The organism is Ornithinimicrobium sp. (assembly GCF_035267225.1).
In the GTDB taxonomy this organism is placed as follows: domain Bacteria; phylum Actinomycetota; class Actinomycetes; order Actinomycetales; family Dermatophilaceae; genus Ornithinicoccus.
On record NZ_DATFMA010000077.1, the window covers coordinates 1 to 13,941 of the forward strand.

At 71.2% G+C, this 13,941-nt stretch carries 14 protein-coding genes and 1 pseudogene; 6 read left to right on the forward strand and 9 right to left on the reverse strand.

Annotated elements, in window-relative coordinates; translation table 11 throughout:
• The first annotated feature begins 100 nt into the window (after positions 1–100).
• A complete protein-coding gene (locus VJ976_RS07350; RefSeq protein ID WP_324099472.1) occupies positions 101–532 on the forward strand; it encodes a VOC family protein in 432 nt (143 codons plus the stop codon).
• A 52-nt stretch (positions 533–584) separates the two neighbouring features.
• Here the strand turns inward: VJ976_RS07350 and VJ976_RS07355 are convergent, their stop codons facing one another.
• Both VJ976_RS07355 and VJ976_RS07360 read right to left on the reverse strand, forming a co-directional pair.
• Positions 585–1,148 (reverse strand): dihydrofolate reductase family protein, encoded by a 564-nt coding sequence (locus VJ976_RS07355; RefSeq protein WP_324099473.1) that lies wholly within the window; start codon positions 1,146–1,148, stop codon positions 585–587.
• Positions 1,145–1,366, reverse strand: coding sequence for a MerR family DNA-binding transcriptional regulator (locus tag VJ976_RS07360; RefSeq protein WP_324099474.1), 222 nt, complete (start codon positions 1,364–1,366; stop codon positions 1,145–1,147). Before VJ976_RS07360 ends, VJ976_RS07355 begins: the two co-directional genes overlap by 4 nt.
• A gap of 29 nt (positions 1,367–1,395) precedes the next feature.
• On the opposite strand from VJ976_RS07360, the gene VJ976_RS07365 reads away from it, so the two are divergent.
• Positions 1,396–2,679: a S8 family serine peptidase gene (locus tag VJ976_RS07365; protein WP_324099475.1), complete on the forward strand. Its 1,284-nt coding sequence runs from the start codon at positions 1,396–1,398 to the stop codon at positions 2,677–2,679.
• On the forward strand, positions 2,676–2,960 hold the full coding sequence (locus VJ976_RS07370) for a hypothetical protein (RefSeq protein WP_324099476.1): 285 nt from the start codon (positions 2,676–2,678) through the stop codon (positions 2,958–2,960). The genes VJ976_RS07365 and VJ976_RS07370 overlap by 4 nt, the downstream gene beginning before the upstream one ends.
• Before the next feature lie 37 nt (positions 2,961–2,997).
• On the opposite strand, the gene VJ976_RS07375 is transcribed toward VJ976_RS07370, so the two are convergent.
• The 4 genes from VJ976_RS07375 to VJ976_RS07390 are packed head-to-tail and all read right to left on the reverse strand — an operon-like array spanning position 2,998 to position 8,304.
• Positions 2,998–3,261, reverse strand: coding sequence for a formate dehydrogenase subunit delta (locus tag VJ976_RS07375; protein WP_324099477.1), 264 nt, complete (start codon positions 3,259–3,261; stop codon positions 2,998–3,000).
• A complete protein-coding gene (gene fdhF, locus VJ976_RS07380) occupies positions 3,258–6,242 on the reverse strand; it encodes a formate dehydrogenase subunit alpha (RefSeq protein WP_324099478.1) in 2,985 nt (994 codons plus the stop codon). Before fdhF ends, VJ976_RS07375 begins: the two co-directional genes overlap by 4 nt.
• The gene (locus VJ976_RS07385) at positions 6,239–7,852 is read right to left on the reverse strand and encodes a formate dehydrogenase beta subunit (RefSeq protein ID WP_324099479.1); all 1,614 of its coding nucleotides are present in this window, start codon (positions 7,850–7,852) and stop codon (positions 6,239–6,241) included. The genes fdhF and VJ976_RS07385 overlap by 4 nt, the downstream gene beginning before the upstream one ends.
• On the reverse strand, positions 7,849–8,304 hold the full coding sequence (locus VJ976_RS07390; RefSeq protein WP_324099480.1) for an NAD(P)H-dependent oxidoreductase subunit E: 456 nt from the start codon (positions 8,302–8,304) through the stop codon (positions 7,849–7,851). Before VJ976_RS07390 ends, VJ976_RS07385 begins: the two co-directional genes overlap by 4 nt.
• Positions 8,305–8,468: 164 nt before the next feature.
• Between VJ976_RS07390 and VJ976_RS07395 the strand changes: the two genes are divergently transcribed.
• Positions 8,469–8,924 (forward strand): OsmC family protein, encoded by a 456-nt coding sequence (locus VJ976_RS07395; RefSeq protein ID WP_324099481.1) that lies wholly within the window; start codon positions 8,469–8,471, stop codon positions 8,922–8,924.
• Between the two features lie 41 nt (positions 8,925–8,965).
• Here VJ976_RS07395 and VJ976_RS07400 read toward each other — a convergent pair whose 3' ends face one another.
• Complete coding sequence (locus tag VJ976_RS07400; protein WP_324099482.1) at positions 8,966–9,772, reverse strand: alpha/beta fold hydrolase; 807 nt, start codon at positions 9,770–9,772, stop codon at positions 8,966–8,968.
• Positions 9,773–9,818: 46 nt separating this feature from the next.
• On the opposite strand from VJ976_RS07400, the gene VJ976_RS07405 reads away from it, so the two are divergent.
• A complete protein-coding gene (locus tag VJ976_RS07405; RefSeq protein WP_324099483.1) occupies positions 9,819–11,141 on the forward strand; it encodes a condensation domain-containing protein in 1,323 nt (440 codons plus the stop codon).
• A complete protein-coding gene (locus VJ976_RS07410) occupies positions 11,135–12,088 on the forward strand; it encodes a glycosyl hydrolase family 32 (RefSeq protein ID WP_324099484.1) in 954 nt (317 codons plus the stop codon). The genes VJ976_RS07405 and VJ976_RS07410 overlap by 7 nt, the downstream gene beginning before the upstream one ends.
• Here VJ976_RS07410 and VJ976_RS07415 read toward each other — a convergent pair.
• Complete coding sequence (locus VJ976_RS07415) at positions 12,060–13,547, reverse strand: cobyric acid synthase (protein WP_324099485.1); 1,488 nt, start codon at positions 13,545–13,547, stop codon at positions 12,060–12,062. The two genes, VJ976_RS07410 and VJ976_RS07415, sit on opposite strands and share 29 nt — an antisense overlap.
• 134 nt (positions 13,548–13,681) lie before the next feature.
• Positions 13,682–13,941, reverse strand: a pseudogene (locus VJ976_RS07420) (ABC transporter ATP-binding protein); the annotation flags it as partial.

Sequence of the window (13,941 nt, forward strand, 5' to 3'; positions counted from 1 at the left end):
ACGCTCAGACGTGGGCCCGGATCGCGCACGCTAGGTCCCGCGAGAGCCAGTCAGGTGGGCGCGGTTGACAGGCGCGGCCCCCGGTCGCCAGAGTCTCGAGATGTCAGGTTTCGAGGAGCTGCCCACCGTCCCAGCCGCCCCCACCGGCCGGCCCGGGAGTCTCGAGCTCGGTGCCTTCTCGATCTCCTTGAGCGTGGCGGATCTCGACTCGTCACGTGCGTTCTACGAGAAGCTCGGCTTCGAGGTGACTGGTGGTGCGGCCGAGCACAACTACCTGATCCTCAAGAACGGTGAGACCACGATCGGCCTGTTTCACGGGATGTTCGAGGGCAACATCCTCACCTTCAACCCGGGCCTGACCAACCGGATGGAGCGGCTCGAGCAGTTCACCGACGTGCGTGAGGTGCAGTCCCGCCTCGACGACGCCGATGTCCCGCTGACCAACCGCGCCGACACCGAGAGCACCGGGGCCACCTCGCTGACGCTCGTCGACCCGGACGGCAACGCGATCCTCATCGACCAGTTCTTCTAGGCCTCATCGCAGGGCTCGTGGCGCAGCGTGCCCCGCACGCGGTGCTCGCCGGTCAGTGCTTGACCCGATAGCGGCTGCTCGTCATGCCCGAGCCGGCGTACGAGGTGCCCAGATGGGTCAGCTGCACGTCCGTCCCGAGAGCCCCGAACAGCGGGATGCCCGCGCCGAGGAGGACCGGGGCGGTGCTGATGACGAGCTCGTCGACCAGGCCCTGGCGCAGGAACTCCTGGATGACCTGACCGCCGTCGACGTAGACGGCGCGGGCACCGCGACCTTCCAGGGTCTGCACCACCTCCGGCACGGAGTGGGCCACCGAGATGCGCTCGTCGACGCCGGGCGCCAGCGTGGAGCCGAGCACGATGACGTGGTGACCCGCGTACGGCCACCCGGCGAAGGTCAGCACCTTCTCGTAGGTGCCGCGACCGACCACAAGGTGGTCGATGCCGGCCATGAACGCCTCGTAGCCGGGTGGCGGCTCCGGCCCGTCGTGACCGGTGACGTGACCCTCGTCGTGCGGAGGGTCCGTCAGCCATCCCAGGTCGCCGTCGGGACGGGCGATGAACCCGTCGAGGCTCTGCGCGATGAAGACCCGTCCCTGCCAGCTGTGCGACGTCATCCGCCTATCGTCCTGCCTCGGGCCGGGGTCAGCAGGCCGATCCGGTCGTAGTGGCGCAGCATCCGGACCGACACCTGGCCGAGCCGAGCGAGTCTCCGGTGGGCATCACGAGACAGTTCTCCTGCCTGGCACCGTGTCAGAGGCGAATGCGCCACGGTACGTCGCAGGGCCGCAGCGCTGTCGCGTGCGGGGGCTACCGGCCCGGCGAGCATCGGCATACGCTGACGGAGACAGACGGGAGAGGCTCATGATCGAGAACGCTCACGGGGGCAGCCAGGTCGCGTCGCCACACCGGTCCGCCGAGGTGACCGGCCGCTACGTCGTGGTGATGCCCGACGGCGCGGACCCGGCTCCCGTCCTCACCCAGGTAGCAGGGATGCGGACGGTCGCCTCGTCCCGGGACTTCGGGGCCCAAGCGGTGGACATGGACTCCGCCGGTGGGTCCGAGGGCATGGTCTTCGCCGAGCTCGGCATCGCCGTGGTCGAGGCCGACCCCGACCAGGTGGGCGCGCTGCAGGCAGCCGTGGGTGACCCCACCGCTGCGGTGCAGACCGTCGTGCCCGAGCTGATCTACCACATCCTGCCCGCACCGGGTTTTCTCGAGGGCTACCGGGCCGGCGTGGAGGACCTCAGCCGCCGTCTGGGTGAAGACCCCGGCGAGCGTCCGGGCCCGGTCTTCGAGGACGGCGAGGATGCCACCTGGGGTCTGCACGCGATCGGGTGGGCGCCCGACAGCCCCGCCGGAGCCGGGATCCGGGTGGCGGTGCTGGACACCGGGATGGACCTGGAACACCCTGACTTCGCCGGCCGCGCCGTCACCGCGAAGTCCTTCGTCGAGGGCGAGGGCCCCCAGGACGGCCACGGCCACGGGACGCACTGCATCGGCAGCGCCTGCGGCGGTGTCTCGGACCAAGGCCGCCGCTACGGCGTGGCCAGCGAAGCCGAGATCTATGCGGGCAAGGTCCTCGGCGACTCGGGCTCGGGTTCCGACGCCGGGATCCTGGCCGGGATCAACTGGGCCGTGGCCAACGAGTGCGCCGTGATCTCGATGTCGCTCGGCGCGGACGTGCCCGAGCAGCATCCGCCCTACGTCGTGGCCGGCCGGCGAGCCCTCGAGCGCGGGTCGCTGATCATCGCGGCCGCCGGCAACAACGCGGACCGTCCCGGCGACCCCGGCTTCGTCGGGACCCCCGCCAACAGCCCCGCTGTCATGGCCGTAGGGGCGGTCGACTCGGCTCTGGCCGTCGCCCGTTTCTCGGCCCGCAGCCTGCCGGGCTCGGGTGGGCAGGTCGACCTGGCCGGGCCGGGGGTCGAGGTCTTCTCCTCCTGGCCGATGCCCGAGCGCTACCACTCGATCAGCGGGACGAGCATGGCCACTCCTCACGCCGCCGGTGTGGCCGCGGTCTGGGCCGCGGTCACCGGCCGGCGGGGCCTGGAGCTGTGGGCGACCCTTGACAAGCAGTCCCGCCGGCTCGAGCTGCCGTCGGTCGACGTCGGGGCCGGGCTGGTGCAGGTGGGGTCCGAGCTGTGAGCATCCCGGCGGACCCGGGTCAGCTCGGGTCGGAAGGCTCGGCACCGCGGCAGATCGTGATCACCGTCGAGGCGCGGTACTACGGGCACCTCGACGAGGTCTGCGCCGGGCTGACCCGCAGCGGCGTCGTGGTCCAACAGGTGATGTCCGAGCTGGGGATGATCACCGGCACCGCCCCGGACGCCGAGCACCTCGCCGCGGCGAGCACGGTCGAGGGGGTGGCCACCATCGATCAGAGCCTCCCGCATCATCTCCCCCCTCCCGACTCTCCGGTGCAGTAGCTCCACCGGCGGATGCGTCACGGGGCGGGCTCGCGAGTCAGCCGCCGGAGGGCTCGGAGACTTCCTCGCGGTCGATGTCGCCGTCCAGGTAGTCGTGCACGGCTGAGGTCAGCAGCGGGTTGACGCGATCGTCGCCTTCCCGGACGCGCTGGATGATGGCCTCCCGCATGCGCGGCTCCCAGAACTTGCGAAGGTGGGTCGCGATCTGCTCACTCGCCTCGTCGCGGGGCAGGTGCGCCATCGCACGGCTGACGTCGTCGCCCATCCGTATCTCTGGGGGCAGCGCGCTGCGGTCGGTCACGAGCGCCCAGCCCCCTGCAGCTCGTAGCTGGTGTCGGCGGCCGGCTGCCCGGCGTTGGCCACCCCGACCTGGACTGCGGTGACCTTGTACTCCGGGCAGTTGGTGGCCCAGTCCGAGTTCTCCGTGGTCACCACGTTCGCCCCCGTCACCGGGTGATGGAAGGTGGTGTACACCACGCCCGGCTGCATCCGCTCGGACACCACGGCGTGCAGCGCCGTGGCCCCGACCCGGCTGGAGAGCTCCACTCGGTCCCCGGTGCGGATGCCGCGCGGCTCCGCATCGGCAGGATGGATCTCGAGGGTGTCCTCGGGGTGCCAGGTCGAGTTCGGGGTGCGTCGGGTCTGCGCGCCGACGTTGTACTGGCTCAGGATCCGCCCCGTGGTCAGGATCAGCGGGTACCGCCGGTTGGTCGTCTCGGTGGTGGGCACGAAGACGGTCGGCATCAGCCTGCCTCTGCCGCGGACGAACTCACCGACGTGCATGGTCGGCGTGCCGTGGGGCGCCTTCTCGTTCACCGGCCACTGCATCGACCCCTCGGCGTCCAGCCGGGCGAAGGACACGCCCGCGAACGTGGGGGTGGTGGCCGCGATCTCGTCCATGATCTGCGCGGCGTTGTCGTAGCGCATGGGGTAGCCGAGCGCCGTGGTGATGTCGCAGACCACCTGCCATTCGTCCTTGCCGACCGCGCTCGGCATGACCGGGCGCACCCGGTTGATGCGGCGCTCGGCGTTGGTGAAGGTGCCGTCCTTCTCCAGGAAGCTGCTGCCGGGCAGGAACACGTGCGCGAACTTCGCGGTCTCGTTGAGGAAGAGGTCCTGCACGACGACGAGGTCCATCGACCCCAGAGCCGAGCGGACGTGGTTGAGGTTGGGGTCGGACTGCGCGATGTCCTCCCCGTGGACGAACAGCCCCTTGAAGGAGCCGCCGAGCGCGGCGTCGAACATGTTCGGGATGCGCAGGCCCGGCTCGGGATCGAGGTCGACCCCCCAGAGCGACTCGTAGATGTCGCGGACCGCGTCGAGGGCGATGTGCCGGTAGCCGGGCAGCTCGTGCGGGAAGGAGCCCATGTCGCACGAGCCCTGCACGTTGTTCTGCCCGCGCAACGGGTTCACGCCGACACCCGGCCGGCCGATGTTGCCGGTCAGCATGGCCAGGTTGGCCATACCCATCACCATGGTCGAGCCCTGGCTGTGCTCGGTCACGCCGAGCCCGTAGTAGATGCTCGCGTTGGCAGCGGCGGCGTAGGCGCGGGCAGCGGCCCGCAGCTGGTCGGCGGGGATGCCGGTGGCCCGCTGCGTCTGCTCGGCGCTGTTCTCCTCGGCCATGAGGAACTGCAGGTAGCGGTCCACGTCCTCGCAGCGCTCGCGCAGGAACTCCTCGTCGTGCAGCCCCTCGGTGACGATGGTGTGCGCCATCGCGTTGATGAACGCGACGTTGCTACCGGGCAGCAGCGGCAGGTGGTGCTGTGCCTGCACGTGCGGGCTACGCACCAGGTCGATGGCCCGCGGGTCGGCCACGATGAGGCCGGCCCCCCGCCGCAGGACCCGCTTCATCCGCGAGGCGAAGACGGGGTGGGCGTCCGTCGGGTTGGCCCCGATGAGCAGGACGAGGTCGGTGTCCTCGACCGAGGCGAAGTCCTGGGTGCCGGCGGAGGTGCCGAAGGTCTGGTTCAGCCCGTACCCCGTGGGCGAGTGGCAGACGCGGGCACAGGTGTCGATGTTGTTGTTGCCGAAGGCGGTCCGCACCATCTTCTGGACGACGTACACCTCCTCGTTGGTGCACCGCGAGCTCGAGATGGCCCCGATCGAGCCCCTCCCGTGCTCGGCCTGGATGGCCTTGAACCCCGCGGCCGCGCGAGAGATCGCCTCCTCCCAGCCGACCACCCGCCAGTCGTCGTCGATGGAGTCGCGCACCATGGGATGCATCTGGCGGTCGGCGTGCTGGGCGTAACCGTAGGCGAACCGTCCCTTGACGCAGGAGTGCCCTTCGTTGGCCCCGCCGCTCTTGCTCGGTGTCATCCGCACCACGGTGGTGCTGGTGCCGGTCTCGGTCTGCTCGTCGCGCACCTCCGCGCGGAAGCTGCAGCCGACGCCGCAGTAGGCGCAGGTGGTGTCGACGTACCGCGTCGGCATCCCCAGTGAGACCACCGACTTCTCGGTGAGGGCGTCGGTGGGGCAGGCCTGCACGCAGGCACCGCACGAGACACACTCCGAGCCGAAGAAGTCGGTCGGTCCCGGAGCGATGCGAGAGTCGAAGCCGCGACCGGTGACCGTCAGCGCGAAGGTGCCCTGCGTGTCCGCGCAGGCGCGCACGCACCGTGAGCACACGATGCACGCCTGGGGGTCGTAGTCGAAGTAGGGGTTGGTCTCGTCCCGGGCGGCGCCACCGTCCACATGGGTGTGCAGCGTGGGCACCGCCGTGGCCGAGGACGTCGGGGCACTCGTCGCGGTCGAGGCCTCGCCGCCGCTGCCCGGCAGGCCGTAGCGCACCTCGGCGACACCGGTGCGCTGGGCCAGGTCCTGCATCTCACAGCTTCCCCGCGCACAGCCCGCACAGTCGGTGGGGTGGTCCGAGAGGTACAGCTCCATGACGCTGCGACGCAGGTCACTCACCTGCTCAGTGTCGGTGCGCACCACCATTCCGTCGCTGCACGGCGTCGTGCACGAGGCGGGCGTCCCCTTGCCGCCCTCCACCTCGACCAGGCACAGCCGACAGGACCCGAACGCCTTGAGGGAGTCGGTGGCGCAGAGCTTCGGGATGTCGACGCCGGCCTCTTTGGCCGCGCGCATGACCGAGGTCCCCGCGGGGACCTGCACCTGCCTGCCGTCGATGGTGACGGCGGCATCAGGCGGGCCGGCGAGCGCCGGCGTGCCGTAGTCCGTCTCCGGCGCGTAGGGGGCGCCACCCGGAGCGGCGCCGGGGCTGGGCTGACGTGGCGGGGCTCCGATGGGACCGGCGGGCTGGTCGATCTGCAAGGTCATGTCGTGCTCCGCTCGGAGATGGCGCTGTGCTGGGTCGCCTGGAGGTTGTCGCTGTCCGTCGGCGTGAGGTCGGCCAGGTCGCTGCCGGGTGCGACGTCGAAGTCCTCGGGGAAGTGCTTGAGGGCGCTGGTGACCGGCATCGGCGTGAGCCCACCCATCGCGCACAGCGACCCCTTGGTCATGGTGGCGCAGAGGTCCTGCAGCAGCACGAGGTTCTTCTCGCGGTCCTGCCCACCGCGGATGCGGTCGATGGTCTCCACCCCACGCACCGAGCCGACCCGGCACGGCGTGCACTTGCCACAGCTCTCGGCCGCGCAGAACTCCATGGCGAAGCGCGCCATACCGGCCATGTCGACGGTGTCGTCGAAGAGCACCATGCCGCCGTGACCCACCATGGCGCCGGCCTCCGCCAAGGCCTCGTAGTCCATCGGCACGTCGAACTGGTCCGGGTGCAGGTAGGCACCCAGGGGGCCGCCGAGCTGGGCGGTCTTGATCGGCCGTCCGGAGCGGGTGCCGCCGCCGTAGCCCTCGAGCAGCTCGCGGACGGTGATCCCGAAGTCGACCTCGACGATGCCCCCGCGGGCGATGTTGCCGGCCAGCTGACATACCTGCGTGCCGCGAGAGCGTCCGGTGCCGCGCGCGGCGTACGCCTCGCCACCGTCGGCGAGGATCATCGGCACGGCGGCGAAGCTCAGCAGGTTGTTGACCACCGTCGGCCTGCCGAAAAGCCCGGACAAGGCGGGGATCGGCGGCTTGGCCCGCACCTCCCCGCGGCGCCCCTCCAGGCTGTCCAGCATGGAGGTCTCCTCGCCGCAGATGTAGGCCCCGGCCCCCACGCGAACCTGGAGGTCGAAGCTCAGCGAGCTCCCCTGGACATCGGCACCGAGGTAGCCGTGGGCGTAGGCGATGTCGATGGCCCGGCGAAGGGTGACGATGGCATCGGGGTACTCCGAGCGTACGTAGACGAAGCCCTCGGTCGCCCCCACCGCGTGGGCGGTGATGAGCATGCCTTCGATGAGGGTGAAGGGGTCGCCCTCGGCCAGGACACGGTCGGCGAAGGTTCCGCTGTCGCCCTCGTCGAGGTTGCAGCAGACGAACTTCACGTCGGCCTCGGCCTGAAGGACCGTGCGCCACTTGATGCCCGTGGGGAAACCCGCCCCGCCGCGGCCCCTCAAGCCGGAGGTGACGACCTCCTCGACCACGTCGGCCGGGTCCATCGACAGGGCACGGTGCAGACCCGCCCACCCGCCGTGCTCGGCGTACGCCGTGATGTCGGTCGGCTCGATCACCCCGACGCGGGCGAACGAGACCCGGTGCTGGCTGGCCAGCCACTCGTGCTCCTCCACCACCCCGAGGCAGCCGCCGACGTCGGCCCCGGTGAGCATCCCTTGTTCGACGAGCCCGGGTACGTCGGCCGCGCTGACGTTCGGATAGCCGATCCGGCCGCGCTCGGTGACGACCTCGACCAACGGCTCGGCCCACAGCATGCCGCGGGAGCCGTTGCGCAGCAACCGCACCCCGGCCTCCTGCTCCAGCGCGGCTGCCACCTCGTGCGCGCCTACGGACACCGCGCTGGAGTCCCGCGGCACGTAGACCTGCACGCCGTTCACGCCCACTGCCCCATCAGCTCGGACAAGCGCGCCTCGTCGACCCGCCCGTGCAGGCGACCATCGAGGCTGACGGTGGGCCCGAGCGCACAGTTGCCGAAGCAGAAGATCTCCTCCACCTCGACCCCGTTCCGGGCGGAGGCGGCCTCGGTCGCGGCGGCGAACAACGGCTGCGCCCCGAGGGCCTGACAGGCCTCGGCCCGACACACCTGCACGACGTGGGCAGCAGGGGGCTCCGTGCGGAAGTCCTTGTAGAAGGACACCACTCCGTGCACCTCGGCGACCGACAGGTTGAGCACGTCGGCGATCGCCGGGATGTCGGCGTCGTCGATGTGCCCCAGCTCGGCCTGCACGGCGTGGAGGACGAGCAGCAGAGGGCCTCGTTCCCGTGCGTACCCCTGGGTGATGGCGCGCACGGTGTGCGCGCGTGTGGTTGCGTCGATCTGGGCGCTCACCAGGGGCCTTTCCCCGAGTTGGACTACTACGGGCAGTGTGACATTTCACACCCTTGCGACGCTATCGCGGCTCTACGACAGGGCCAGCACCAGGCGTCATACGGCCGGTCGGTGAGCGCCGCGCGACCCTCGGTGGCCCAGGGGCGTGCTCTACGCTTCGGTTCGTGGCGACCCACACCTACGCGACCCGGCTGCGATGGACCGGCTCGACGGGTCTGGGCTACGCGGCCTACGAGCGAGGCCACCACCTCACCGTGGCTGGGGCGCCCGGCGTGAGCCTGACCGCAGACCCGGCGTTCGGCGGCGATCCGTCCCATCTCAACCCCGAGCTCCTCGTGCTTGCGGCCGCAAGCTCGTGCCAACTGCTCTCGTTCCTGGCGGTCGCGGCCAGGGCGCGGGTCGACGTCGTCGGCTACACCGACGAGGCCGTCGCCGAGATGCCCGAGGACGTCCACCCGGTGCGGATCACCCACATCACGCTGCGCCCCCACATCACGATCCGAGGGTCCGGAGGTGCGAAGGTCGAGCGCCTGGTCGAGGTCGCCCACCGCGAGTGCTTCGTCGCGCATACCCTGTCGTGCGACATGAGCATCGACCCCACGGTGAGCACGACCGACTGAGACGCTCTCGAAGCGGGCGCGAGGGGCAGCGGCGCGCTGCTCTACCGCACCAGCTCCGAGGTCCGCTCGACGTGATCGGCGACCAACGCGGTCCAGGTGTGGGTGTCGGCGGGCGTGCGGGCAACCACGAGCCGGCTGTGCGGCATCAGCTCGTGCAGGCGCTGAGCCGTGCTCAGCGGGTGGGCGGGGTCGTCGACCCACGCCAGCAGCAGGGTCGGCATCGCCAGAGCGGCGAGTCGGTGGGGAGCGGGGAGGTCCGTGGCGGCCGCTCCTGCGAACACCGCCGGAAGCAGCTCCGCCGTGACCGTCGGCCGCGCGCGAGGGCGGTCCGCGTCCACCGCCGGCGGAGTCGGGGAGCTCGCCTCCTGCGCCAGGAGCGCCTCCACGCCCTCCCGCTCGACGGCCTGTGCGTGGCTCAAGTAGGTCCGCCGCTGCGCGGCTCGGGTGCTCCACGCCGTCGGGGGGATCCCGAGCACCAGCGACTCGAACCGTTGAGGTGCGGCGACGGCCGCGTGCAACAGGGTGCCCGCGCCCATCGACTGGCCCACCCCGTGCACCGCCTGTCCGGGCGCAAGCACGTCGAGCAGGCTCATCAGGTCCTGCGCCAGCGCACCCCATTGATAGGAGGCAGGGTCGGGGTCGCCGGTGGATGCCCCGTGTCCTCGGGCGTCGTACCGAGCCACCCGGTGACCGGTCAGCCCGGCCACGAGGTCGAGACCCAGCTCGGCGTCCCGGGCGCGGCTCGAGGTCAGGCCATGCAGCTGTACGACGAGGGGCGAGGCCGGGTCAGCCCCGGACTCGGACAGCTCGTAGTCGAGGATGGCGCGCGGCAGCGGCAGGGAAGGCACCCGGTCTCCTGGGGCTGAGGTCGTTGAGGTTCTACAGTACGGCTGCATGCGGCTCACCAGCGTGGCCCATCTGGACCTACCCCACGGCCCGGTGCATAGCTATGCCGTGAGCGCCCTGGGCTCGCGGCGGGAGCTGCCGGTGTCGTTCGACCAGCGCCGCCACGTCGATGCGGGTCAGCGGCCCGGGTCGTGGATGGCCATCGCCCTGCGACCGAGCCAGGCAGTCTCGGGAGAGGAGCTGGAACAGGCGTGGCTTGCCGTCATCGAACGTCATGGCACCTTGCGCACGGCGTTCTCTCGCAGGGACGCGGGGGCCGCCGAGCTGCACGAGATCGAGACCGGGCCCGGCTCGTGGACCCAGCACGCCTTCTCCCCGGACCAGCAGCCGTGGGAGCTGGTGCGGGAGGTGCTCGACCACGGGTGCGCGCCGTTCGAGCGCCCCTCGCACCGGCTGGTGCTCTGCGGGGAGGCTTCATCCGACCCCTGCGTCCTCGTGGGCCTGGACCACGCGCACGCCGACGCGTGGTCCTTGTTGGTCCTGGGGCGAGACCTGCTCTCCTGTCTCGACGACGTCCGGGCAGCCCGCGAGCCCGGTGCCGGCCTGACCCGAGCACCGTCGTTCGCCGAGCACAGTGCCCAGCTCGAGTTGCAGGACCCGGCGCCGGAGCCGGTGCGGCGGCGATGGGCACAGGTCCTCGAGTCCGGCGGCGGCCGGATGCCGACCTTCCCCCTCGACCTGGGCGATGTGTCGACCCCGGTGCCGGAGGTGGTCGAGGTCCGCGACGTCCTCGACGCCGCGGACCTGCTGCGTTGGGAGGACCGAGCACGGGCAGAGGGGGTCCGACTGCTCTCCCTGGCGACCTCCGTGCTCACCCGTGTCGGGCGCGAGCTGTCCGGCCTCCCTCTACGGGCGGTGTTGCCGGTGCACAGCCGCCACAACGCGAGGTGGCACCACAGCGTGGGCTGGTTCATCACCAACGCGGTGCTGGAGTCGGGCGACCCCGACCCCCGAGCCTGTTCGGCGGCGGTTGCCGAGGCTGTGCAGCTCGGGTCCTACCCCCTGGCCCCGATCATGGCCCCGTACGGGGGCATGCCGGCCGGGCCGGGGATGTTCGCGCTCTCCTGGCTCGACAACCGCAGGCTGCCGGTATCGCTGCCCCCCGAGGTGCGAGCTCAGCACGTCTCCGCCGTGACCCGTGCCGATGGCGTGATGGTCTGGTTCGTGATCGACCACGCCGGGGTCCACCTGAGGTGCCGCTACCCGGACACGGCGCAGGCGCGTCAGTCGGTGACGACCTGGCTCGATGCCGTCTGCAACGGACTGACCCTCAGCGCTGCCCCAGCCTCGGGCCGGAGATCACCGTGCTGAGGCTGGCCGACCACTGGGTGTGGGACTCGTGGTCCATCACCGAGGAGGACGGAACCCACCACCTGTACTTCCTGAAGGCACCTCGCCGTCTCCAGGTCCCGCTGCGTCGGCACAGCCACGCCTTCGTCGGCCACGCCGTCAGCCGGGACTGGCGCAGCTGGAGCCTGCTTCCCGACGCCCTGAGGCCCTCCCAGGGGCCCGGCTGGGACGACCTCGCGATATGGACGGGCTCGGTCGTTCGGGGCCCCCACGCCTTTCACATGTTCTACACCGGCACGAGCCGGGAGCACGGCATCTCGGTCCAACGCATCGGCCGGGCAGACTCCACGGACCTGGTGCACTGGGAGCGGTTCGGCGAGAACCCGCTGGTCACCGCGGACCCCCGCTGGTACGAGAGCGTCGACGGTCGCACGGCGTGGGAGCAGACGTGGAGGGATCCGTGGGTGCAGGCCGACCCGAGTGGAGCGGGCTGGCACATGTTCCTCACCGCTCGGGTCCCCGGCGAAGGCCCAGGGCGGGGTGTCGTGGGGCATGCCGTCTCACCCGATCTCGACCAGTGGGAGGTCTTGCCCCCTCGCAGCGCCCCCGGGCCGTTCGACCACCCCGAGGTCGTCCAGCCCACGATCGTGGACGGTGGGCATGCGCTGCTCATGTCCTGCGCCGACACGGGGATCAACCCCGCCCACCACCCCTCCGGCTCATCCGGGGGGATCTACCTTCTCCCGGGGGCCGGCCCGTTGGGTCCGTGGGACGCCGACCGATGGCGCCGCGTCGACCACCCCTCGCTCTACGCGGCTCGCGTCATCGACGACCACGGCGAGCCCGCCCTGCTGGGGTTCCGGGATCTCGAGGGGGGACATTTCGTGGGCGAGATCGCCGATCCGCTACCGCTGCGCCTGGAGGAGCAGGACCCGCCCGTCACCACCCGGGCTCCCACCCCACGGTGACGGCATCGGACGCCAAGGTGGTCAGGCGAGCGAGGTCGACGTGAGCCGTCAGCCAGTCGGCGAGCCGATCCAGATGGGCCTCGACCGCGTCCTGGTAGGCCGTGGGGGTGGGCGTGTACTGACGGCCTCGGGCTTCGGCGATCTCGCTCAGGAGGGCGGCGCGGAAGTCGTCGTTGTCCAGCAGCCCGTGCAGGCTGGTCCCGCGCACCCGCCGGTCGGTGCTCTGGGCCCCCTCGGCCTCCCCGTCGACCTCCAGCCACGGATCCGCACCGACACAGGGACGTCCCCAGCGGATCTCGTAGCCCGCGATCGTACGGCCCTCACCGCGACCCGCCGAGCGCTGGACCACTTTCGGCTCGGCGAAGACCGTGCGCACGTCCAAGAGTCCCAAGCCCTCCAGCACGCCCAGCCCTGACTCCACCTCGTCCTCGATCCACGTGCCCAGCATCTGGTAGCCGCCGCACAGCCCCAGCACCGAGGCCGAGGTGGTCCGCAGGGCTTCGGCCAGCCCTTGCCGCCGCAGCCAGGCCAGGTCTTCGGCCGTGGCACGGCTCCCCGGCAGAATCACCAGGTCGGCCTCGACGAGGTCGCGCGGGTGAGTGGCCCAGCGCAGGACGACGTCCGGCTCCAAGACCAGCGGGTCGATGTCTGAGGGGTTGGCCAGGTGCGGCAGCCGCACCACGGCAACGCGCACCGGGGCGGGACCACACTGCCGGGACGACTCGAAAGCAGCGCCGAGGTCGAGTGAGTCCTCGACGCCGAGCATCGGCTCCTCCCCCAGATGGGGCAGGACTCCCAGCACGGGGACCCCCGTCCACAGGGCCAGCTCGGCGATGCCGCGGTCGAGCAGGGCAGGGTCGCCCCGGAAGCGGTTGAACACCAGGCCGACCAGGCAGTGACGCAGCCGTTCGGGAAGCAGGGCGATCGTGCCGTACGCCGAGGCGAAGCCTCCGCCACGGTCGATGTCCACCACCAGCACCGCCGGCACCCCGGCCGCCGCGGCCAGAGGCAGGTTGACCATGTCGCGGTCGAGCAGGTTGATCTCGGCGGCCGCCCCCGCCCCTTCCAGCACCACCCAGTCGTGCTCGGTACGCAGCTCCGTGAGGGCCTGCAACACCACCGGACGCAGCTCGGCTGCCGTCAGTCCCTGGCCTCGCGCATCGCTACCCATGACCTCCTGGCCGAGCACGACCAGATGGGCGCGTGCCTCGGGGGCGGGCTTGAGCAGGACCGGGTTCATCCGCCGGTCGACCTCCACGCCGGCCGCACGCGCCTGCAGCGCCTGGGCCCGTCCCACCTCGCCCCCGTCAGCGGTCACCGCCGCGTGGTTCGACAGGTTCTGGGCCTTGAAGGGGACCACGTCGCGATGCTGTCGAGCCCAGGCGCGGCACAACGCCGCAGACACCGTCGACTTTCCCGCTCCGCTGCTGGCCCCGACGATCATCACGGCACCGGTCATCGGCTGTTCACTTCAGCGGCCATGCTCTGTCCCGTCACGACGCCCGACGTCATCGAGCCGAGCAGTGGCGATGCGCTGACCAGACGCGTGGACAACCCCACCCCCGGTTCACACCACTGCTGCCCCGCCCGAGGTCACGATACTCGCCCGGTGGGATGAGTCCGTGTCCGCGGTGCGGGAAGCACGAGGCGCTCCCCGTCGACCACCCGTACGGTCAAGGGAGTCGCGTAGACCCGGGACAGCAACGCCGGCTCCAGGACCTCGGCCGGAGCCCCCGTCGCGACGACCCTGCCTGCCTCGACGAGCACCAGGCGGTCGGCGAAGCGAGCCGCCGTGCTGAGGTCGTGCATGGCCGCCACCACGGTCAACCCGTCCGCGCGACGGAGCCCGTCGA

Coding starts and splice junctions, on each gene's coding strand:
- VJ976_RS07350 (WP_324099472.1), top strand. CDS start 101: ATGTCAGGTTTCGAGGAGCTGCCCACCGTCCCAGCCGCCCCCACCGGC.
- VJ976_RS07355 (WP_324099473.1), bottom strand. CDS start 1,148: ATGACGTCGCACAGCTGGCAGGGACGGGTCTTCATCGCGCAGAGCCTC.
- VJ976_RS07360 (WP_324099474.1), bottom strand. CDS start 1,366: ATGCCGATGCTCGCCGGGCCGGTAGCCCCCGCACGCGACAGCGCTGCG.
- VJ976_RS07365 (WP_324099475.1), top strand. CDS start 1,396: ATGATCGAGAACGCTCACGGGGGCAGCCAGGTCGCGTCGCCACACCGG.
- fdhF (WP_324099478.1), bottom strand. CDS start 6,242: ATGACCTTGCAGATCGACCAGCCCGCCGGTCCCATCGGAGCCCCGCCA.
- VJ976_RS07405 (WP_324099483.1), top strand. CDS start 9,819: ATGCGGCTCACCAGCGTGGCCCATCTGGACCTACCCCACGGCCCGGTG.
- VJ976_RS07415 (WP_324099485.1), bottom strand. CDS start 13,547: ATGACCGGTGCCGTGATGATCGTCGGGGCCAGCAGCGGAGCGGGAAAG.